This is a genomic window from Archangium violaceum Cb vi76 (genome assembly GCF_000733295.1).
In the GTDB taxonomy this organism is placed as follows: Bacteria; Myxococcota; Myxococcia; order Myxococcales; family Myxococcaceae; genus Archangium; species Archangium violaceum.
In genome coordinates, this window is sequence record NZ_JPMI01000016.1 from 1 (window position 1) to 21,245 (window position 21,245).

Genomic DNA, 21,245 nt, shown 5'->3' on the forward strand with positions numbered 1-21,245 from the left:
CGCCCGGAGCGGGCCCCGCCGTCACCCGGGCTCCCATCCCCGGAGCCGGTGTGCCTGTCGCGGGCCCCGGCGCCGTCGCCCGTCCTCCCGCGCCTGGAGCTCCTGGAGCGGGCCCCGCCGTCACCCGTCCTCCCGCGCCCGGAGCGGGCCCCGCCGTCACCCGGGCTCCCGTCCCCGGAGCCGGTTTGCCCGTCGCCAACCCCGGTGCCACCCGCCCGCCCGCGCCCGGTGCACCCGCCCAGCCCGCTGCCCAGGCTCCGGGCGTGCCTCCTCCCGCGGCCGCCGCTCCCGCTCCGGCCGTCATGCGCCCCTCGGGCACCTTCACCTCGGTCGCCCCCGTCTCCGAGGAGCCACCTCCCGCCAACGGGACGCTCGAGACGCACTCGCCCGTGCGCCTCTACGGCCTCATCGCCGCCGGCAACCACACGGGGCTGCTCACGCTCACCCTCCCCGACTGCGCCGTCAGCATCCACTTCCGCAAGGGCAACCCCGAGTTCATCGACTCCTCCCACCCCGAGGACGCGCTGGGCGCCTGGCTCCTCCAGGCGAGGCTCGCCACCACCGAGCAGCTCCAGCAGGCCGAGGCCGCCCGCGGACGCTTCGGCGGAGAGCTGCTCGCGGCCCTCTTCGGCCTGGGGCTCCTCCAGCCCGCCTCCGCCTTCACCCAGCTCGCCCACCGCGCCCAGGCCATCCTCCTCAAGGGCCTGCGCGCCGAGTCCGGCTCCTTCACCTTCGAGCCCAAGGAGCTGCCCGCCGCCAAGGCCATGCCCCTGGGCAACAAGTGGGCCGTGCTCAGCGACCTGGTGCGCCGCATCCCCAGCACGGACCTCCGCCGCCGGCTCCAGCCCGTGCTGAACCTGCCGGTGATGAAGTCCAACGGCCGCGTGGCCACCGGTGACCTGCGCCTCACCCCTCACGAGGTGCGCGTGCTCGCCCTCATCGACGGGGCGCGCTCCGCCGGCCAGATCCTCAACGACATCCCCCAGGACGCCGACCACCTGCTGCGCCTCGTGTTCCTCCTCAAGGAGCTCGATGGGGTGTCCTTCGCGGCCGTGGCCCCGCGCGCGCCGGCTCCGCCCCCCGCCCAGGCGGGTGCCCCGGCGGCCCAGCCCGCCGCCAAGACGGCGCCCCCCGTGGCTCCCGCCTCCAAGACGGCGCCCCCCGTGGCTCCCGCCGCCAAGACGGCTCCTCCCGTGGCTCCCGCCGCCAAACCGGCCACGCCTCCCGCCGCCGCGCCCCAGGCCGCCCGCGCGGCCACGGCTCCAGGGGTCGCCCAGCCCGGCGCCACGCCCCAGGCCACCGCGCCCCGCCCGGCGGCACCTGCCTCCGCCGCGGCACCCCAGGCCCCCGCGGCGAAGCCCGCCTCGCCTCCTCCCGCCGCCAAACCCGCCGCGGCCGCCGCTCCGCCCGTGGCGAAACCAGCCGCCCCGGCTCCGGCCTCCGCTCCCGCTGCGGCCCCCGGCTCCACACCCGGTGCCAGCGAGCTTCCCGCGCTCCGGGAGCTCGCCGCGAAGATGAAGGAGCAGAACCACTTCGAGCGGCTGGGCCTGGGCGCGGACACCAACGGCCCGGCGGTGAAGATCGCCTACTTCAAGCTGGCCAAGCAGTACCACCCGGACACGCTGCCGCCCGGCGCGCCTCCCGAGCTGGAGAAGCTCAAGGCCGACATCTTCGCCTACATCGGCGAGGCCTACCGCGCGCTCTCGGACGACAAGAGCCGCGCCGCGTACATCGAGGATCTCAAGACCGGCGGCAGCAAGCCGGCCCAGGTGGACGTGGAGGCCATCCTCAAGAGCGAGGAGCTCTTCCGCAAGGCCGGCCTCTACATCAAGGCCCGCAAGTTCGCCGACGCCGTCAAGCTGCTCGACGAGGCCATCCAGCTCAACCCCGAGGAGCCCGAGTTCTTCGCCTGGCGCGGCTACGCCCGCTTCTTCACCTTCGAGGACAAGAAGACGGGCTACAACGAGGCCTACAAGGACATCCAGCAGTGTCTCAAGCAGAACGACAAGGTGGCCTCGGGGCACTATTTCCTGGGGGTCATCGCCAAGCTATGCGGTGACACCAGCGGCGCGCTGAAGCACTTCCAGAAGACGGTGGAGGTGCAGCCAAATCACATCGACGCGCAGCGGGAGATCCGCATGGCGGCGCAAAAGAAGTAGGGTGCGCCACCCCGGGAGCGCCCCCAGGCGTTCCCCTACACGAGGAGAAGCATCTTGCCGTTGACCGGAAAACAGCGCCGCCACCTCCGCGGGCTGGGACACCACCTGGAGCCGGTGGTCATCGTGGGCCAGTCGGGCGTCACCGAGGGCGTCATCGCCGCCGTCGAGCAGGCGCTGCACGACCACGAGCTCATCAAGGTGAAGATCAACGAGGGCCCGGAGGACCGCCACGAGGCCGCCAAGAAGCTCGCCGAGGGCACGGGCTCCGAGTTGGCCCAGCTCCTGGGCCGCACCGCCCTGCTCTTCAAGAAGCGGGACGAGGACTCGAAGTTCGAGAAGCTCGAGAAGATCTGAGCGGTCCGCTCAGCGCGTGAAGCCCGCGGCCCGGGCGGCCTCATCCGCCCCCGTGGCCAGGCGCTCCAGCAGCGCGGGACCGAAGTACTGGCGGCGCGACTCCCCCTCGCCCGCCTCCACCCGCTCCGGCGTCTCCACGTAGCCCACGTAGCCGTCCGCCAGCCCCAGCACGCCCGTGGCCCCCGTGCGGCGCACCAGCGCCTCGCCGGCGCCCACCGTGGGCTCGCCCGGCAGCATCAGCAGCTCCAGCGGCCCCAGCGTCAGTGCCCCCACCTCCGCCGTCCGCGAGGACGAGGCGCACAGGAAGTTGTCCCCCGCCGCTCGCGAGTACGACGGCACCAGCCGCGAGGCGTCCGGCCTCGGCAGCGCCACCTCCACCCGCGCGAAGGCCAGCCTCTGGCTCCCGGCCACCACCGGCGCCGCGCGCTCGGCCAACCCCGCCACCGCCCGCGCGTACCCCAGCGCCTTCTCCACGCCCTGGCCCTCGTTGAAGTCCACCGACACGTTGCCCGCGGCCCCCTGAAGCACCAGCGACACCCCACTCCGCTCCTCGCGCAGCTGGCTCAGCCGCCCCGGCCAGTCCGGGTCCACGAAAGCCTGCTTCCTCGGCATCACCGTGGGGTGCGCGGCGAACACCAGCAGCTCCGCCACCGGACCCTGCGCGCCCCGCAGCACCGCCCGGGTGAGCGCTCCATCCGGAGCCTCGCCCCCCGAGCGCGAGCGCACCAGCCCCGGCTCCTTCGCCTCACCCACCTCCAGCGTGACGTCCGCGAGCCGCGCCATCGACTGACGCAGCGCCTCGGTGGCCCCGGCCACCGCCGCCTCCAGCGCCGCCTTCCGGAAGCGCCCGGTCCCCACCAGTTGCGACACCAGCCGAGGGTCGTATCCCCCGAAGGACGAGTGCGCGTGCGTGGCCACCACCACCACGTGCTGGAGCCCCAGGCCCGCGGCCCGCTCGCGTACCGCCGCCACGAGCTCATCGGGCACCAGCAGCAGCTCCAGCGACACCAGCCCCACCTTCACGTCCCCCGTGGCCAGCACCACGGCACGGGCCTGGGGTGGGGTATCCGCCTGGCTGGCCTCGGGGCGAGGAGGCCCATAGCCGGCCACCACCACGGGATAGGGCGGAGCCAACGGTACCCTCGCCGCCCCGGCCCGCAGAGGGCCCTCGGCCCTCGCCTGCTCCAGCACCACCGGCGTCCGCTCGCTCCACCGCCCGCACCAGTTCCAGGACGCGAGCGCGTACGCCGAGCCCACGGTCAGAATCATCAAGGGAAACAGGTGGCGCAACCCGCGCCGGAATCGTGAGGACATCCAGGGAGGGAAGCCTACCTCCAGATGGTGAATTCCAGGTGAATCTCCACCTGCCTGCCCGCCCCCCTCCGTCAATCCCGGAATACCCCCACAGGAGGCGGCCGTTCTCCAGTTCCGTTCGGCACCCGAAGGGGGTAAGGCTCGCGCCATGTGTGGGATCTTCGGAATCGTTGGTAACCCAGAGGCGTCCAACCTCACGTACCTCGGCCTGCATGCCCTGCAGCACCGTGGGCAGGAGTCCGCTGGCATCGTCGCCTCGGATGGCCACGGCCTCCGGGCCCATCGCGAGATGGGGCTCGTGGCGGACATCTTCACCGCGCCGACGCTCGAGAAGCTGCCGGGCAGCGCGGCCATCGGCCACGTGCGCTACTCCACGGCGGGCGTCAGCCAGCTCAAGAACGCCCAGCCCCTCACAGTGGAGTACGTGGGCGGACAGCTCGCGGTGGCCCACAACGGCAACCTCGTCAACGCGCAGGAGCTGCGCACCCAGCTCGAGGCCGACGGCGCCATCTTCCAGTCGGACTCGGACACCGAGGTGGTCATCCACCTCATCGCCCGCTCCAAGCAGCCCACCTTCGAGCAGAAGATCGTCGAGGCCCTCTCCAGGGTGAAGGGCGCCTACAGCATCCTCTTCCTCACCGCCAAGAAGCTGGTGGCGGTGAGAGACCCCAACGGCTTCCGCCCGCTGGTGCTCGGCATGCTGAAGAACAGCTGGGTGCTGGCCAGCGAGACGACGGCCCTGGACCTCATCGAGGCGGAGTTCCTGCGCGAGCTCGAGGCCGGGGAGATGGTGGTCATCGACGAGACGGGCCTGCACGCCAGCAACCCCTTCCCGCCCACGAAGCTGGGCCGGTGCATCTTCGAGCACGTGTACTTCGCCAAGCCGGACTCGGTGCTGTTCGGCACGAGCGTGTACGAGACGCGCAAGGAGATGGGGCGGCAGCTCGCCAAGGAGCAGCCGGCGCCCGGGGCGGACCTGGTCATCGCGGTGCCGGACTCGGGCGTGCCGGCGGCCATCGGCTACGCGCAGGCCAGCGGCATTCCGTACGACGTGGGACTCATCCGCAGCCACTACGTGGGCCGCACCTTCATCGAGCCCCAGCAGTCCATCCGCCACTTCGGCGTGAAGCTGAAGCTGTCCGCGGTGCGCCAGGTGCTCAAGGGCAAGCGCGTGGTGGTGGTGGACGACTCCATCGTGCGCGGCACCACCAGCCGCAAGATCGTGAAGATGCTCAAGGCGGCCGGAGCGCTGGAGGTGCACCTGCGCATCTCCTCTCCGCCCACGCAGTGGCCCTGCTACTACGGCATCGACACGCCGAGCCGGCAGGAGCTGATCGCCTCCAGCCACAGCGTGGAGGAGATCGCCCGCTACGTGACGGCGGACACGCTGGGCTACATCTCCATGGAGGGCCTGGGCAGCGCGGTGGGAGACAAAGAGCGCACCACCTTCTGCACGGCCTGCTTCTCCGGCAAGTACCTGACGGGCGACCTCGACCCGGGCGCCACGTCGGCCTCCGAGTCCACCCCGAAGCTCGCCATCGCCTGAGCCGTCCCGCTTCCGGAGAGGGCGGCGCCTTCCCATCCCGAGGCCTTCCGCGCGGAGCGGCAGTTCACCCGCTCCGTGTTCGCCGGCCTCGTGCTGCTGGGCCTGGTGTCAGGTGGGAGAGCGGCCTGGCGAGCGCACGAGCCCCTGGCAGGTGACATGGAGGGCGATGCGTAGCTTGGGGGGATGGGGCGTGCGCTGGTAGCGGGACTGGCGGTGGGTGCTGGGCTGGGGGTCCTCGCGAGACGTGGGTTGAAGCGGTGGATGACCTTCGGACCCTGGGGCTCTCTGGGGAGGGGCCTGCCCGAAGGGGTGGACTCCGTGGGGCTCGCCCTGATGCAGACGACGGCGACCTCCATGGTGGGAGGCAACCGCCTCGCGTGGCGCGACAACGGCGAGGTATTCGCCGCGATGGAAGAGGCCTTCCGCACCGCGCGCCACTCCATCCATGTCGACATGTACATCTGGAGGCCCGGACAGCCGGGCGAACAACTGGCCGCGCTCGCCTGCCGCCGGGCGCGGGAAGGCGTGGCGGTGCGCATCCTCGTCGATCCGATAGGCAGCCCCGGCTTCCCTCAACAACTCTACCCCCGCCTGGTAGAGGCGGGTTGCGAGGTGCGCTACTTCCGGCCCCTCATGGCTCACCCCATCGCCTTCACCGGGCGCAATCACCGCAAGCTCGTCGTGGTCGACGGGCGGATGGGCTTCACGGGCGGCTTCGGTATCGCGCCCGAATGGAACGGCGACGGCCTCTCTCCGGACGGCTGGCGGGACTCGAATGTGGAAGTGGAAGGGCCCGTCGTGCGGCAGCTGCAGGTGGCGTTCGCCAACCACTGGATGGAGACGGGCGGCCAGCTCCTGCCCGCCGCCGAGTTCGAGCGGACCCGGCCCGCCGGAGACGCACGCGCCGCGTACGTGACGAGCACCGACGTGAAGGGGTTGTCGCATGCCCGGTGGGTGACGCACATCGCGCTGGCCGCCGCGCGACAGCGAGCGTGGGTGGCCAACGCGTACTTCGTCCCGCCGCCACAGGTGCTCGGCGCGCTGTGCGCACGCCCGGCCCGGGGAGTGGACCTACGGCTCCTGTTGCCGGGGCCGTACCAGGACCACCCGAGCGTGACCTTCATCCAACGCCGCTTCTACCGCCACCTCGAGCGCAGCGGCGTGAAGGTGTACGAGTACCAGCCCTCCATGATGCATTCGAAGACGATGCTGGTGGACGATCGGCTGGTGGTGGTCGGGTCCATCAACCTCGACTTCCTCTCGATGGAGTACCTGGATGAAGGCGCTCTGGTCGTGGACGACCGCGCGTTCGCGGCGGACTTCGAGGAGCGCTGGCGGGTGGACATGTCACGCTCGCGCCAGGTGACCTCGGAGGGCCGAGGACGGGATGCGCCAGGGCCCACACCTGGTATCGGGCGTGAGCCAGCGTTCGAGGTCCGTGCTCAGTCCGCCGAGCCTACCGGGGGAATTTGAGCCGCCCGGTGGCGCACGGCCCGAGCAACATCGTCGAAGACAGCAGCCAGCGTCGCATCCTCGGGGCGATGAGCCTCGAGCAGCGCCAGGTCCTCGGACTGCCCGACGAACTGGAGCATCGACACGGCCCTGAGGGCACAACGCTGGGACTTCGCCGCCACCAACGTCCGGGCCATCCCACGCAACTCAGCTCGGGCTGCCGCTGTGAGCGCTGGAATGACGCGTTCCGCGTGCAGGAACAGCAGGATGAAGAGGCGTTCGCAGTAGTAGGAAGCTTCACCCCGCTCGTGCACGGCGAGGGGAGCCTGGACACTGGCGGTGAAGATGAACGCGGGCAGAACGGGTACCAGTGTGTCGGGCACCTCTTCTTCCAGCACCGTGAGCACTTCCGCCTTCTGCTCGATGGATACCGCCGGGTCCTCCACCCAGACCCCCAGCTCTTCTGGCGACTTCTCCAGCAGAACCGCCAGTCCCCGCAGGGAAGCGGCGGTTGGCATGGTGAGCCGCCCCAACGCTCGTTGGACAGCGAGGAGTATTTCCGGGTGGCGCCTGCGCCACAGCGCACGGGCCAGAGTGTTGACGTCCGCGGGAGCCGTCTTGGCGCCGGGCAGACGCTCCACCTGTCGCAGCAGCCCCACACGAGCCGAGGCCTCCGCGATGCGCCCCAGCGCGTCGGTGATCGCTTCGATGACGGAGGCTGCGTCATGGTCTCCGCGAGCTTCCTCCAGGGCGAGCTGCTGCTCCAGGCGCCGCACACTGGCGGCTCCACCCAGTTCGCCCAGGCCAAAGGCCGCGGCCTGGCGAACGATTGCATCCGGCTCCTCGAACAGTGCCTCCAGAACGGTCCTGGGCCGCGCGCCGAGTTGCCGCAGCCATTCGCGGGCCCGTGCCTCGTCACCCTGGTGGTACGCGTCCACGAACGCACGCTGAAGCTGGGCTTTGTCCATCCTGGGTGTCATCAACCAACTGGCGCCTCAGGGAAACTGGACGCCGACGGGAACGTGCCGCCGGACCAATGTACCATCCAGCAGGTACAGCTCATGAATGGCGTCCAGGTCCGCGCGCTTCATCGCCTCGAAAGCCTCCAGCTCGCGCTTCAAATCCCTCGAGTTGGAGACATAGTTGATGTTGTGCCGGATGCCATCGGGGCGGATGGAGGAGACGTCCGGCCTGCGGAAGGCGGGCCTGGCCGTGGGGCTCTGCTCGAAAAGCCGGGTGCCCCGTTCATCCACCTGGGGCTTGTTCTTTCGTAGATCGGTATGCCCCGCAGCCTCGCGTGCGGCCAGTTCATCCTCGATGGCCGCATTGTGTCGCGGATTCTTCCGGGTGTGCGGAGGTCCGTAGCGGGTGGAGAGCCTGGGGGCGGAACCGGGAGAGCCACCGAAGGCATTCGTCGCGCACCAAACGAGACCAGGGCAGGAGGCCGAGCCGACGGCGACACCGGAGACGATGAGGGAGCCGTTCGCCACCACCTGAGCGCTGGAGGCGGACTGCTCGAGAAGGACGAACCCTTGTGGCGTCGCTGGGGGGAACAGTCGCCAGATACCGCCCTCGGGTACCTGGGGAATGAAGCGGGTCAGGCCGAAGGTGGCGACCGTGACCAGCACGCGCAGGTAGGTTCCCCCCATGGACTTGCCGAAGCGAGCGGAGGCTGCCTCCAACTCCTGGGGAGTCGAGGAGGCTTCCACCTCTTGATGCAGGCGCAGGCACGCCATGGCCACCTGTCCCAGTTCCACGAGGCCCGCGGCCAGCGCAAGGCGAAGCGTGAGGGTGGCGGCGAATGCCTTCGAGAACAGCGGCTCTGGCATGAGCCAGGCGGAAAAGTAGACGACGATGGAAAGGCAGACGCTGAGGACGAAGACGGGTGAGGTAAAGAGGGCGATGGCTGCCTCGCGGATGCCGTCGGCCATGTAGCGCGTGGAGAGCTGAAGGGCGAGGAAGAGACGGCTGGAGGCGAGTGACTCGGGGAGTGGGAGGAGCGGGGGGCCAAAGCGCGAGAGGAACTCCTCGCGCACACGCGCTTCCCAGTCGATGGCGGAGCGTTGAGAGTCATGTTCCGCGCCAGGCACCTCCAGAAGGCGAAGCCGTGGACCCGAGCGCGGCTCGAGCGTGGAGAAGGCGGTGAGGAGCGGGCGCACCTCCGCGAGGCTCAACACCTCGAGCGTGAGGTTCGGTGGCTGAGGTGGGAAGAGGAGTTGCCAGTGGCCTTCGGGCAGTTCGCGAAAACCCACGGGCAACCGCGGGCCAATGGACTGCACCGAAGAAGGCCGCTCTTGCTGGGGGGCAACGACCACCAAGGACCGCCGGGACTCACGAGTACTACTGCTCCTACTCGGAGTCACCGCCGATGAATCCTCCACAGGCCGTGGCAGTCCCTCAGCAACCTGTGCCCGCGACGCGGCGCACGAAACGGACAGCAGGGCGAGGCACAGGAGCAGGGGCAGCAGCAGTGGCGCTCTGTTCATGCCTCGAGAGCATGCCCCAGCTCGTCAAAACGTATGCACGGCCCGCCCCCGCCCCTGGAGGGGGCGAGGGGGAATCCGAGGACGCTCAGCGCCCGAGCTGGATGTTCTCCAGGACTCCGAGCGCGTCGGGGATGTGCACGGCCGCGGAGTAGTAGGTGCTGACGAGATAGGACGAGACCGCCTTCTCGTTCACACCCATGTGCTTCACGGACAGACCCGGCTCGACCTCGTCCGGGATGCCCGTCTGACGCAGGCCCACAACACCCTGATCGTCCTTCCCCGTACGGAGCACGAGGATGGAGGTCGTGCCGTGCTCGGAGATGGGGATCTTGTCGCAAGGCAACAGCGGCACGTTGCGCCAGCCGATGAACTTCCGGCCCTCCACCTCGACGGTGGGCGGGTAGAGCCCACGCTTCGTGCACTCCTGACCGAACGCGGCGATGGCGCGCGGGTGCGCCAGGAAGAACCGCGACTTCTTGCGCCGGCTGAGCAGATCGTCCAGGTCGTCGGGCGTGGGCGGTCCGCTGCGTGCGTGGATGCGCTGCTTGAGATCCGCGTTGTGCAACAAACCGAAGTCCCGGTTGTTGATCATCTCGTATTCCTGCCGCTCGCGCAGGGCCTCGATGGTCAACCGGATCTGCTCCTTCACCTGGTCCATCGGACCGTTGAAGATGTCCGCGACGCGGGTATGCACCCGGAGCAGGGTCTGCGCCAGGCTCAACTCATACTCGCGAGGATGGAGATCGTAGTCGACGAACGTCCCCGGCAGCTCCTGCTCGCCGTGGTGTCCCGCCGCGAGCTGGATGGCCGCCTGCCCCGCCTTGTCCTGGGGCTTGCTCAACCGCTCCTTGATCCGATCCACATGTGCCGACAGCACCGGGGACTGTTTGATCAGATCCTCGAACACCCGCTGCGGCAGCATCATCACGATGCACGGGGTGAGCGCCTTGACCGTGAACTTCCACTGGTCGTTCGACTCCAGCACCGACATGTCACCGAAGTGATCGCCGTCGGCGAGCGTCTCGAGCAGGACCTCGTCGCCATACTGGCCACGGCCCACCTTCTGGGCCATGCCATGGGCGAGCAGGATCACCTGCTCTGCGGGCTGACCCGCCTCGACGATCCGCTCGCCCGGCTTGAACTCCCGCTGCACGAACCGGGAGGCCAGGGCGGACAACACCCCGGTGTCCTCCACATCGCGCAGCAACGGCAGCTCCCGCAGCTCCTGGGGGATGACCTCCACCCGGGCGCCGACATTCGCGAAGCTGAGGCGCCCATCACCCACGGAGTACGTCAGACGCCGGTTGACGCGGTACACGCCACCTGGCACCTCGACCCAGGGCAGCATGCGCAACAGCCACCGGGGGGAGATTCCCGACATCTGCGGCCGCGACTTGGTCGTCGTCGCCAACTGACGGGCCGCGTCCGTCCCCAGGCTCATCTGCCGCTGTTCTGCTTCACCACCACTGCCCGTGTTCATCGTATTCGCCATGAGCTGTGCCTCAGCTGTATCTGGACTGACTCAGGACCGCCCGCACCCTAGGTGCGGCCGATCTCCACGCTCTCGAGGATGCCGAGCGCGTCGGGGATGAGCACCGCCGCGGAGAAGTAGGTGCTGACGAGGTACGACATGACGGCCTTGTCGTTGATGCCCATGAACCGCACGTTCAGGCTGGGCTCGATCTCGTCGGGGATGCCGGCCTGGTGCAGGCCGATGACGCCCTGGTTCTCCGCACCCGTGCGCATCAGCATGATGGAGCTGGTCCGCGACTCGCTGATGGGGATCTTGTTGCAGGGGAAGATGGGGATGCCACGCCAGGCGGTGACCGCGCGGCCGTTCACGTCGATGCTGCCCGGGTAGACGCCCCGGCGGTTGCACTCCTGGCCGAACGCGGCGATGGCGCGCGGGTGGGCCAGGAAGAAGGACGGATCCTTCCACACGGTGGCCAGCAGCTCGTCCATGTCATCCGGCGTGGGCGGACCGCTGCGGGTGTGGATGCGCTGCTTGAGGTCCGCGTTGTGCAGCAGGCCGTACTCGCGGTTGTTGATGAGCTCGTGCTCCTTGCGCTCCTTCAACGCCTCGACGGTCAGGCGCAGCTGCTCCTCGACCTGGTTCATCGGATCGTTGAACAGGTCGGCGACGCGCGTGTGGACCTGCAGCACCGTCTGCGCCACGCTCAGCTCGTACTCGCGGGGCGACGTCTCGTAGTCCACGTAGGTGCCCGGCAGCACGGGCTCGCCGTGGTGGCCGGCGGCCAGCTCGATGTCCGCCTGGCCAGAGGCGTCCTTCTTCTTCTTGGCCAGCGCCTTGAAGTCCTCGATGTGCTTCTGCAGCGTCGGGGACTGGGCGAGCACCGCCTCGAACGCGGACTGCTGGAGGATCAGCGCGGTGACCGGGGTGACGGCCTTGGCCGTGAACTTCCACTGGTCGTTCGACTCCAGCAGCACCTCGTAGCTGTAGTGGTCGCCATCGGCCAGCACCGCGAGCACCGTCTGCTCGCCGTACTTGCTGGTGCCGATCTGGTTCACCTTGCCGTGGGCGATGAGGACGATGGAGTCGGCCTCCTGGCCGGCCTGGGTGATGACCTCACCGGCCTTGAACTCCTTCTGCTCGAAGCGGTTGGCCAGGGCGAGCAGCACCTCGGGGTCCTCGAAGCCGCGCAGCAGCGGCAGCTCGCGGAGCTCCTGGGGGATGACCTGCACCCGCGCGCCGGTGCTGGTGAAGGTCACGCGGCCATCGCCCACGTTGTAGCTCAGGCGCCGGTTGAGGCGGAACACGCCGCCGTTGACCTGCACCCAGGGCAGCAGCTTGAGCAGCCACCGGGTGGAGATGCCCTGCATCTGCGGGGTGGACTTGGTCGTCGTCGCCAGCTGGCGCGCCGCCTCCGTCCCAAGGCTCATCTGCTGCTTCCGGGCTTCCTCAATCAGCTTCTCGATATTGGCCATGACCTACCTCTTTCCTTCCGTCTGAAGAACACGATCTTTTTCGTGGCCGGTCTGCCCGGCCCGATTTCCACTCAGCAGGGCCACGATGCGCGCGGCCGAAGTACCCAACCCCGTGGGACCCCGGAGCTGGTGCAGGTAGCGCCCGGGCGTCCGGCTGCGGCGCAGCTCGAACTCCTTGTAGCGGTCCACCGTCTGGTGCCAGATGAGCACGCCGGCCATCCACTGCTGGAGCTGCTCCACGTACGCGTGCAGCCGCTCCTGCGCCTTGCCGTCCAACCCGTAGTGGGTGATGAGCGTCGGCAGCTCGGTCTTGATGATGTGCTCGAACTGGAGCATCCGCGCGGTCATCAGGTCGTTGACGACCTCGACGCTCCGCGCCTTGTCCAGGTCGAGGAAGCGCTGCACCACCAGCACGCCGTTGTGGATCTCCCCCTCGAACTCGATCTCCTTCTGGTAGGAGAAGACGTCGTTGGTGAGGCAAGCGTAGTCGGCGGCCGAGTTCTCCAGCGCGCGCATCACCCGGGTCCGGAAGAGCTCGGCCGGGAGCCCGTGGCCGTGGGCCAGCCGCGACAGGCTCATCGTGAGATCCGAGCCGAACGTCTTGCGGCGCATCTCCACGTAGTCCACCGGATCCGGCACCCGGTTCTGCATCTGATTGGCCAGCTCCCACAACCAGCTCTCCGTCATGTCCTGGATGGCCTTGCGGAAGTGATTGCGCGCCTCGGCGGACATGGGGCCGGCGGTGCGAGCCCACAGATCCGCCAGGCCCTTCTCCACCGGGTTGGTGGGGACGGTGGTCTGGGCGGCGGGGTCATCCGGCATGAACGCGGACAACCGCGCGTTGAACACCTTCGCGCCCGCCATATCGCCCCTGTAGCCGTAGAGCGCCGGGAAGTAGTCGTCCGCGTAGGTGCCCCAGACGAGCCAGCAGGCCGTGATATCCAACTGCTCGCCCGTCGCCGCCGGGTGGATCAACGCACCACAGAGGGCCACGTCGGCCACATCGAAGATGTGGTCATTCCAGATGCACACGCCCGGGAGGCCTGGCAGGGACTCCAGCATTCCCATCCGGCGCGCCCACGCCTTGGAGCTGCGCCGCGCGGCGTCCAAGTGCGGGCTCCGCCGCGTCTTGTACGGCATGTAGAACTGCGGCAGCTTGACCGGGCCCACGGCCGTGAAGGGAGCGTGGGCGTAGCTCTTGAACCGTTGCAGTCCCAGGGCACCGGGAGACAGGTGGAGCCGCGCCCCCGAGGAGCCCAGGCCCGTGGGGCCCAGGGGAAGATTGCCCAGCGAAATCCCCGCGTTGCCGCCGCCCTTGTTCATGTAGCGGCTCGAGCGCATGTGCCACTCGTGTCCGCCGGACTGCCAGTCCTGGAGTCCCCGGATATAGGAGAGGACGTGCGTCCGCTCGACCGGGTTGAGTGCGAACTCCTCGAAGAGCGGGGGCAGCTCGGTCAGGGCGGTGTTCTCGAACTGATGGAGCCGCGACGTGAGGATGTCGTTGGTCAGGTCCGCGGCGCGCTGCGTCTCCACGTTCAGGAAGCGCTCGAGCACCAGGACGCAGTTGGAGAGCTCGCCCTCCTCCAGGATTTCCCGCTCGTAGGAGAACAGATCGTTGCGCAGGTGCACCGCATCGGAGAACGTGTCCTTGAGGACACGCATCGGACGGGATTCGGCGATGCGGGCCGGCACCTCGGCGAAGACGGCGTGCTCCACGAGATCCGCCGACCAGGGCGCTCCACCCACCTTGCGGCGCATCTCGATGTACTCGATGGGGTTGGAGACACGCTTCTCGCTGATATTGGCCAGCTCCCACATCGACTCGTCGAGCAGGTTCTTGGTGCTCTCGAAGAACCGGCGCCGCCACTCCACGGACTTGGTGGGCACCGTGCGCTTCCACAGGTCCGCCAGGCCCCGCTCCACCGGATTGGTTGGCTCCGGCGTGGCCGAGAGGTCCACCGGCATGAACGCTGGCAACCTGTCGAGGTAGGCCTTCGCGCCCGTCAAATCCTTGGAACGCTTGTAGATCTCCAGGAAATGGTCATCGAAATAGAAAACCCAGACATACCAGTCCGTGACCAGGTCGAGCTCGGGGCCGGGACACTCGGGATGGGTGTACGCGCAGAGCAGCGCGTAATCCATGGCATCGAACTTCGCCTCATCCCAGACATCGGGAGTCCCGTCCTTGGGCTCCAGGATGCCCATCTCGCGCGCCCACGCCTTCGAGTGCACCCGGGCACCCTCGAGATGAGGATTCAGGCGCGCCGGCCAGGGCACGTAGAAATCTGGCAATTGAAAGGGTTGTTTGGCTTGCGACGCAGTCATGGTTGTACCTCATCGAACGCCGGGCGTTTGTAGTGCCAGGCGGACGACACTCCAGTTTTTTCCCTGTCAGGGGATGCGGTTTTCACGTACCAGAAACATTCGCGCCAGATTCTCATGGCGCGAGACGGGCCCGGTGCATGGAAGTCTTTGCAATTCGTGGAAAGCTAAGGTGAGGCGGTCGTGCCCTCCCCCGGGTGCGGCGAGCTCTGGAGGGACCGCAGCAGCCCACCCAGGACCTCCTCGAGCGTGGTCCAGCCGCGCACCACGTGGAGGGGATGCTCGAGGGTGAGCCGGCCGTGGAGGATGGCGTTGTCGAGCTCCGCCAGGAGGTGGGCCATCTCGGCCGAGAAACCCATCCCCATGCGCATCGGCACCCCGGCCGCGGGCAGGTGCTCCTCCAGGCGGATGGGCCGGCCCAGCAGCCGCGCCAGCGTGTCCGCGACCTCGACAGGGCTGTAGTCCACCGGCCCCGTCAGCTCCACCACGCGCCGGCCCAACGTGGGCTCGCGCAGCAACCGCGCCGCCACCTCGCCCACGTCGCGCGCGGCCACCATGTGGATCCGCCGGTCCGCGGGGCCGAGGAAGACCTGCATCACGCCCGAGTCCGCCACCGCGGGCAGCCCCTCGCCCCAGTTCTCCATGAAGTACGCCGCGCGGAGGACCGTCATCGGCGTGCCCCGCGAGCCCAGCTCCCGCTCCGCGAGGTACAGCGTCTTCACGAGGCCCGTCTCCATCGGGTACTGCGCGCCCAGGGAGGAGAGCAACACGAAGTGCGGCAGCCCGCTCTCCTCCACCGCCCGACCCATCGCATCCACCACCGACCAGCAGGCCTCCATCACGCCGGTGCTCGCGGGCATGGGCGGCGGCACCATCAGGTAGGCCCCCCGAGCCCCCACCATCGCCAGCGCCAACGCGGAGACGTCACGCAGGTCCGCCAGCACGACATCGGCCCCCAACCGCCGCCACGGCTCGGCCTTCGCCTCATCCCGCAGGATGACCCGGACCCGATGGCCCTGCCTCAGCAGCGCTCGCGCCACCACGGACCCCGTATGCCCCGATGCTCCCGTCACCACGAACATGACCGCCTCCTCACCTCTCGACCGGGGCCAGACCCGGACCCCTCGCTTCCGCCCTCTCGCTTCAGCCCTGATGTGCGTCTCGCCTCGCCGTCACAGGGGAGCGCCCGCTGGAGAGCAGGTGGAGGGCCCGCCGCCCCCCGGCTTGACAGGGCCACGAGGCTTCGCGAGCGTCCCGTCATCGGGCGCCCTGCCGGCGCCCTCCGCACCGAGGGGGACTCCATGAAGGAAGCCGAAGAGCAGAGCCAGGGGCGCAAGCTCCTCACCGCCGTCGAGCGCATCCTCTCGGACACGGACAGCCTCATCGCCCTCGCCGAGCAGCACCTGCGCCGGGCCAAGGAGGACCCACGCGAAGCCTCCGAGGAGGTGGTGCGGCATTTCTCCAACCGCGCCGCGGTCGCCGGAGGCCTCGCCGCCGCGCCCGCGCTGATTCCCGGAGCCGGCACCCTGGTGGCGGCATTGGGGGGAGCGCTCGCGGACATGGGCTTCCTCCTCAAGTACGAGGTGGAGATGGCGCTCGTGCTCAGCTGGCTGCATGGCTTCGACATCCGGAAGGACGAGGAGCGGCAGCTCGCGTTCCTGCTCGCCTCGGTGAGCACGTACGACGCCAAGAGCGGCGAGAACGTCCTGGTGGACGTGGCCAGGGCCGAGGGTGTCGCCATCTGGAGGTACGCGCCGCGCGAGGTCTCCAAGCACCTGGTGGGCGTGATGACGAAGATCGCCCTGCTCCAGCTCTCCAGGGGCCTGGTGCGGGCCCTGCCGCTGGTGGGCATCGCGGTGGGCTCGTCGATGAACAAGGTCCTCACCACCCGGGTGGGCGAGCGCTGCATCGACGACCTGCGGAAGCGCCGCGAGTTCCTCGCCACCGAGTCCACCCGGCGGGAGCGGGAGGAAGAGGTCGTGGAGGCGCGGGTGCGTCCGCCCGCGAAGAAGAAGAGCGCGGCCAGGAAGAAGAGCGCGGGTGCACCGGCCCGCCGCACCTCCGGGAGGAAGTCGTGAAGAACGAGTCCCACGCCGAACTGACCCGGGCCCTCTGGCCGGACGCGAAGCAGGCCCCCGTGAAGCTGCTGGAGTGCCGCCACTGTGGCCGGCGCAATCGCGTCCAGGTGGCACGCGCCATCCTCGAGCCCCACCACTGCGAGTGCGGTGCGTGCGGTGAGGCCCTGTTCCTCGCCCCCGGCGAGCCGCTCACCGGCATCGCCTCCAACGCCTACGAGCACCCCCTGGATCGCACGACGCTGGCGGCCCTCAAGGGCATTCCCGGCTTCCCCGCGCTCATCCGCTGGCTGATGACGCAACTGGGCGAGCGCAGCCTGCGGCTGCTCAACCTCTCCAGCGCCGTGCTCTGCGGAGACGACCAGTTCCCCGAGCTGGTGGCGCTGCTGGAGCGCTCCCGCCAGAGCCTGGACCTGAGCCAACGCCCCACGCTGTTCCTCTCCGAGTCCCCGCACATCAACGCGGCCACCCATGGCAGCGAGGAGCCCTCGGTGATGGTCTACGCGGGCCTGCTCGACCAGCTCGATGACACGGAGGTGGTCTCGGTGATGGGGCACGAGCTGGGCCACATGCACGCGGAGCATGGGCTCTACCGTCAGGTGGCCCTGGTGATGGCCAGCGGTACCCACCTGCTGGGCACCGTGGGACAGGTGCTGAGCTTCCCGCTGCAGAAGGCGCTCTACAAATGGATGCGCTGCTCCGAGCTGACGGCGGACCGCGCGGGCCTGCTGGCGTGCAGGGACCTGGGTGCTTCGCTCCACGTGCTGATGAAGCTGGCGGGCGGGAACCGGCCGGGCACCGCACGGCGCACCAGGATGCAGCTCGCCCCCTTCATCCAGCAGGCACGCACGCTCGCGAAGATGGAAGAGGACAACTGGTTCGACGGGCTGCTCGCGACGCTGATGACGATGGACAGCAGCCACCCATTCGTCGCCTGGCGGGTGATGCACCTGCTGGAATGGGTGGAGCATGGCAATTACCTGGAGATCCTCGCCGGGCACTACGAGCGCGCGAAGCGCCCGGCGGCGGCGTGAGTCCCAGGAGCAATGCCCATGCCGGGCTCGGAGCGGAGCGTCTCCAGAGGAAGAGCGTCACGCGCGAGCAGGAGGACGGAGCCCGCTGACGCGTCAGTGACGTGGCCCTGACGCGTCAATGACGCGTCAGCGACGGGCTCAGAGCATCTCGGCCCCGAGCGCACGCACCACGACGCGCTCCTGCCGGAAGCGGCGCTCCAGCTCCGCGCGGTAGCCGCTCCACCACGCCCGGTCGAGCCGCTCCACCATCACCTCGAAGAGCAGCATCTCGTCCCGCACCGTCCCGCCCTCCTCTTCCTCCTTCCAGGCCCCCGAGGCCGGGGACTGCAAGAAGGCGGTGACGCCCCCGAAGCGCTCGGTGAGCTCGGAGCGGACCCTCTCGAAGTCCTTCCTGGGGAACGCGCGCCGCTCGTTGTCACGCAGCGGCAGCAGGAATTGGACGACGTGCATGTCCTGGGAGTGCGGTGCTAGTAGCGCGAGGGAGTGTTCGGATCGAAGCCGATGGGAGGAGTCACCTCCGCGTCCTTCTCGCGCTCGGTACGCAGGTCGTACTGGCCGTGGTCCTGGAACTTCGCGCTGTCCATGCGGGCCTCGGACAGCGAGTCCGTCCCCATGTCCAGCCGATCGGACGCCTGCAGCACCTCGCCCAGACTGGCCTTCCGCAGCTGGTCCTTGTCCAGGGAGAGGAGGATGTCATCCCCCTCGATGGTCTCCACGGACCGGAAGGGGACCCGGTAGTCCCTGGCGTAGAAGATGCCCTTCTCCACCACGAAGGCATCGTCCGCCAGGCCGATCACCTTGCCCAACCGGTGGCCGTCCCTGCTCTTCACATCCATGCCGACCCGAACATCCATCCGCTGCGCCATCGCTCGCTCCTGCCGCGGTGAGGAAATGGAGGCGGCCGGGTCCTTCCCGGACGCCCCTTCGGGCGGAAGATGCGAATCATGACGGCTTCGGACAGCGGGGCCTCGCCCCCTCGCCTACCGTGCGGAGACAGGGGCGAAGCCGAGCCAGCCCTCCCGCCCACCCGGACGCCCACGAGCGGCGCCCGGGCAGGTTCCCGGGGAGGGGTTACGGGGCCGAGCGGCGGCGGCGCGCCAGCATCGGAACGAGCGTGCCCAGCAGCAGCCAGGCCGCGTCCGGCGTGAGGCCCGAGGTGCAGCCGCAGCCGGAGCCAGACCCGGAGCCACCACCACCAGGCGCCGCGGCGACCTTCACGGTGAAGGAGCAGCTGGCCCGGTTGCCCGAGGCATCGGTGGCCGTGACATCCACGCGGTTGTTGCCCACGGGGAAGGTGGCGCCCGCCGCCGTGCTGTAGGTGACGGTGACGTCCGAGACGTTGTCCGTCGCCTGCGCGGCCGGGTAGTTGACCACCGCGCCCGCGTTGCTGGTGGCCGTCGTCTCCACATCGGCCGGGCAGAGCAGCAAGGGGGCCGCGGAGTCCTTCACCGTCACCTTGAAGGAGCAGGTGTTGGTATTGCCCGCGGCATCGGTGGCCGTGGCGGTCACCTCGCTCTCCTGCACGGGGAAGTCCGTCCCGGACTCCTGGCTGTAGCTCACCGTGGGGGCCGCCGCGCCATCATCCGTCGCCGTCGCGGGGGAGTAGTTCACCGTGGCGCCCGAGCGGCCCGTGGCCTCCACCGTCACGTTCGCCGGGCAGGTGATGGCCGGCGGCGTGCAGTCGAGCGGAATCGAGGGGGACATCGAGTACGGCTCCCGCCCGGACGTGGCGTCCTCGGCGGAGAAGTAGAGGGTGCCGCCCGTGAACGTCAGGTTCCTCGGATTGCTGGCGGTCAGGGTCGGCACCACCCGGGTCCCCGCCTCCGTCCCATCGCTCATCCACAGCTTGGAGCTGGTACCGTCATCCACCACGAAGAAGAGCACCGAGCCCGCCGCCGTCATCTGCTGGATGACGGTGCTCACGCCCCCCTCGCTGATGTCCTTCACGCGCACCGTGCCCGCCGCCGTCCCATCGCTCTTCCACAGCGCCACCCCACTGTCGCCGTCATCCGCGGTGAAGTAGAGCGTCCCGCCCACGTCGATGAAGTTCTCCGGGAAGGAGCCCCCGGTCCCGCTCCGGATGTCCTTCACGCGCACCGTGCCCGCCTCCGTCCCGTCGCTCATCCACAATTCGGCGCCCGCATCCGGGGTGTCCAGCCGGAAGAAGAGCTTGCCGCCCGCCGCCACCAGGGCCTCGGGGGAGGCGCTCGAGGTCACGGCGTTGATGTCCTTCACGCGCACCGTGCCGGCCGCCGTTCCGTCGCTCTTCCACAGATCGTTGACCAGACCGCCGGTGTAGGCCGTGAAGTAGAGGGTGGAGCCCACCACCGTCAGCTCACCGACGCTGGACCCGCCGGAGCCCGGCTCCAGATCCTTGACGAGCTGCGTGCCCTCCTCCGTCCCGTCGCTCTTCCACAGCTCGGAGCCACGGGTACCGTCATTGGCGACGAAATAGAGGGTGCTGCCCATCACCCGCAGCGTTCCTGGGGTGATGGAGCCCGGGAGACCGGGGTTGATGTCCTTGACGAGCCGGGTGCCGGCGAACGTCCCATCCGACGTCCACAGCTCGCGGCCCTCGACATGGTTGGCGCCGGTGAGCCAGGCCTTCCCGCCCATCAACACCATGTCGGTGGTGCCTCCAGACTCCGCCCCCTCGCCAATCTCCCGCACCATCACCGTGCCCGCTTCCGTCCCGTCGCTCTTCCACAGCTCGACGCCGTGCGTGCCATCATCCGCCTTGAACAGGAGCGTCCCGTTCAAATCCATCAGCATCTCGGGGAGCGAGTCCCCCAACGGGTTGATGTTCTTGACCATCACCGTCCCGGCCGCCGTCCCGTCGCTCTTCCACAGCTCGACGTTGCTCGCATCACCGAAGCCCGTGGCGGAGAAGTAGAGCGTGGAGCCGATCCGCTGGAAGGCCTGGTAGAAGGGCGGCGACGAGCCCTCCGCCCCCGGGTACACGTCCTTGATGAGCGTCGCGGGACGGCACCCCGGGACGGGAGTGGCCTGCGCATGGGCCGGCAAGTAACTCCCCCCCACCAGCGCGCACGCCAGCAGCCACGACCACTCCGTGAAACGATGAGCCATCTGCGGTCTTCCTTCCGATGCGGCGTGCGCCCTCCGGCAGGACACATGCCAAAAAAAAACAGGGGACGCTGGCCCGAGAGCCTCGCGTCCCCTGCATGAAACCCTGTTACGCCTCGGATTGCATCACCGGGAGGGCAGCGGCACCCTCCCGGTCCCTCGGCGGACGAGCCGTGATTACAGCTCGGCCAGGTCGTAGTACTCCGCCGACGCCTGGTCGTGGTTGCTCACACCACCCACCGCGAGCACCGTGCCGTTGTTGAGCAGGGTGGCGGTGTGCTTGTAGCGGTCCACGTTCATGGCGGCCGTCTTCGTCCACGTGCCCGTGGCGGGATCGTAGAGGTCAGAGGCCGTCTGGATACCGGTCAGCTGGTGGTAACCACCGGCCACCAGCACGCGGCCATCCGGCAGCAGGTTGGCGGTGTGGAACCGGCGCGGCGAGAGCATGCTGCCCGTGGCCGCCCAGGTGTTCG

General features: G+C 69.1%; 16 protein-coding genes and 1 pseudogene. 6 read left to right on the forward strand and 11 right to left on the reverse strand.

Annotated features, from left to right (window positions below):
* The coding region (locus Q664_RS03125; protein WP_043389721.1) for a J domain-containing protein at positions 1-2,159 on the forward strand (2,159 nt) is incomplete at its 5' end.
* Between the two features lie 54 nt (positions 2,160-2,213).
* Entirely contained in the window at positions 2,214-2,513 is a 300-nt protein-coding gene (gene yhbY / locus Q664_RS03130; RefSeq protein ID WP_043389722.1) for a ribosome assembly RNA-binding protein YhbY, read from the forward strand.
* Positions 2,514-2,522: 9 nt separating this feature from the next.
* On the opposite strand, the gene Q664_RS03135 is transcribed toward yhbY, so the two are convergent.
* The gene (locus Q664_RS03135; RefSeq protein WP_043389723.1) at positions 2,523-3,827 is read right to left on the reverse strand and encodes a hypothetical protein; all 1,305 of its coding nucleotides are present in this window, start codon (positions 3,825-3,827) and stop codon (positions 2,523-2,525) included.
* Positions 3,828-3,975: 148 nt separating this feature from the next.
* Between Q664_RS03135 and purF the strand changes: the two genes are divergently transcribed.
* Complete coding sequence (purF, locus tag Q664_RS03140; RefSeq protein ID WP_043389725.1) at positions 3,976-5,373, forward strand: amidophosphoribosyltransferase; 1,398 nt, start codon at positions 3,976-3,978, stop codon at positions 5,371-5,373.
* A 261-nt stretch (positions 5,374-5,634) separates the two neighbouring features.
* Positions 5,635-6,846, forward strand: coding sequence for a phospholipase D-like domain-containing protein (locus tag Q664_RS03145; RefSeq protein WP_052517609.1), 1,212 nt, complete (start codon positions 5,635-5,637; stop codon positions 6,844-6,846).
* On the opposite strand, the gene Q664_RS03150 is transcribed toward Q664_RS03145, so the two are convergent.
* The 6 genes from Q664_RS03150 to Q664_RS03175 all read right to left on the reverse strand — a co-directional run bounded on the left by Q664_RS03150 (position 6,816) and on the right by Q664_RS03175 (position 15,661).
* The gene (locus Q664_RS03150) at positions 6,816-7,793 is read right to left on the reverse strand and encodes a hypothetical protein (RefSeq protein ID WP_043389727.1); all 978 of its coding nucleotides are present in this window, start codon (positions 7,791-7,793) and stop codon (positions 6,816-6,818) included. The genes Q664_RS03145 and Q664_RS03150 overlap by 31 nt on opposite strands.
* Positions 7,794-7,820: 27 nt before the next feature.
* On the reverse strand, positions 7,821-9,077 hold the full coding sequence (locus Q664_RS03155) for a hypothetical protein (protein ID WP_160174322.1): 1,257 nt from the start codon (positions 9,075-9,077) through the stop codon (positions 7,821-7,823).
* A 319-nt stretch (positions 9,078-9,396) separates the two neighbouring features.
* Positions 9,397-10,803 carry a family 2B encapsulin nanocompartment shell protein gene (locus Q664_RS03160; RefSeq protein ID WP_043389729.1) on the reverse strand — a complete coding sequence of 469 codons (1,407 nt, stop codon included), beginning with the start codon at positions 10,801-10,803 and terminating at the stop codon, positions 9,397-9,399.
* A 47-nt stretch (positions 10,804-10,850) separates the two neighbouring features.
* Positions 10,851-12,257 (reverse strand): family 2B encapsulin nanocompartment shell protein, encoded by a 1,407-nt coding sequence (locus Q664_RS03165; protein WP_043389730.1) that lies wholly within the window; start codon positions 12,255-12,257, stop codon positions 10,851-10,853.
* Positions 12,258-12,260: 3 nt separating this feature from the next.
* Entirely contained in the window at positions 12,261-14,582 is a 2,322-nt protein-coding gene (locus Q664_RS03170; protein WP_043389732.1) for a family 2 encapsulin nanocompartment cargo protein terpene cyclase, read from the reverse strand.
* A 164-nt stretch (positions 14,583-14,746) separates the two neighbouring features.
* Positions 14,747-15,661 (reverse strand): NmrA family NAD(P)-binding protein, encoded by a 915-nt coding sequence (locus Q664_RS03175; protein WP_052517610.1) that lies wholly within the window; start codon positions 15,659-15,661, stop codon positions 14,747-14,749.
* 219 nt (positions 15,662-15,880) lie between these two features.
* Between Q664_RS03175 and Q664_RS03180 the strand changes: the two genes are divergently transcribed.
* A complete protein-coding gene (locus Q664_RS03180; protein WP_043389733.1) occupies positions 15,881-16,657 on the forward strand; it encodes a hypothetical protein in 777 nt (258 codons plus the stop codon).
* Positions 16,654-17,688 carry a M48 family metallopeptidase gene (locus Q664_RS03185; RefSeq protein WP_043389735.1) on the forward strand — a complete coding sequence of 345 codons (1,035 nt, stop codon included), beginning with the start codon at positions 16,654-16,656 and terminating at the stop codon, positions 17,686-17,688. Before Q664_RS03180 ends, Q664_RS03185 begins: the two co-directional genes overlap by 4 nt.
* Before the next feature lie 138 nt (positions 17,689-17,826).
* Here Q664_RS03185 and Q664_RS03190 read toward each other — a convergent pair whose 3' ends face one another.
* The 4 genes and pseudogenes from Q664_RS03190 to Q664_RS03205 form a co-directional block, all read right to left on the reverse strand.
* On the reverse strand, positions 17,827-18,138 hold the full coding sequence (locus Q664_RS03190) for a hypothetical protein (RefSeq protein WP_043389737.1): 312 nt from the start codon (positions 18,136-18,138) through the stop codon (positions 17,827-17,829).
* A gap of 17 nt (positions 18,139-18,155) precedes the next feature.
* The gene (locus Q664_RS51515) at positions 18,156-18,554 is read right to left on the reverse strand and encodes a hypothetical protein (RefSeq protein WP_052517611.1); all 399 of its coding nucleotides are present in this window, start codon (positions 18,552-18,554) and stop codon (positions 18,156-18,158) included.
* A 205-nt stretch (positions 18,555-18,759) separates the two neighbouring features.
* Complete coding sequence (locus tag Q664_RS51520) at positions 18,760-20,775, reverse strand: ELWxxDGT repeat protein (RefSeq protein ID WP_052517612.1); 2,016 nt, start codon at positions 20,773-20,775, stop codon at positions 18,760-18,762.
* Positions 20,776-20,949: 174 nt separating this feature from the next.
* Positions 20,950-21,245 (reverse strand): annotated as a pseudogene (locus Q664_RS03205) (kelch-like protein); the annotation flags it as partial.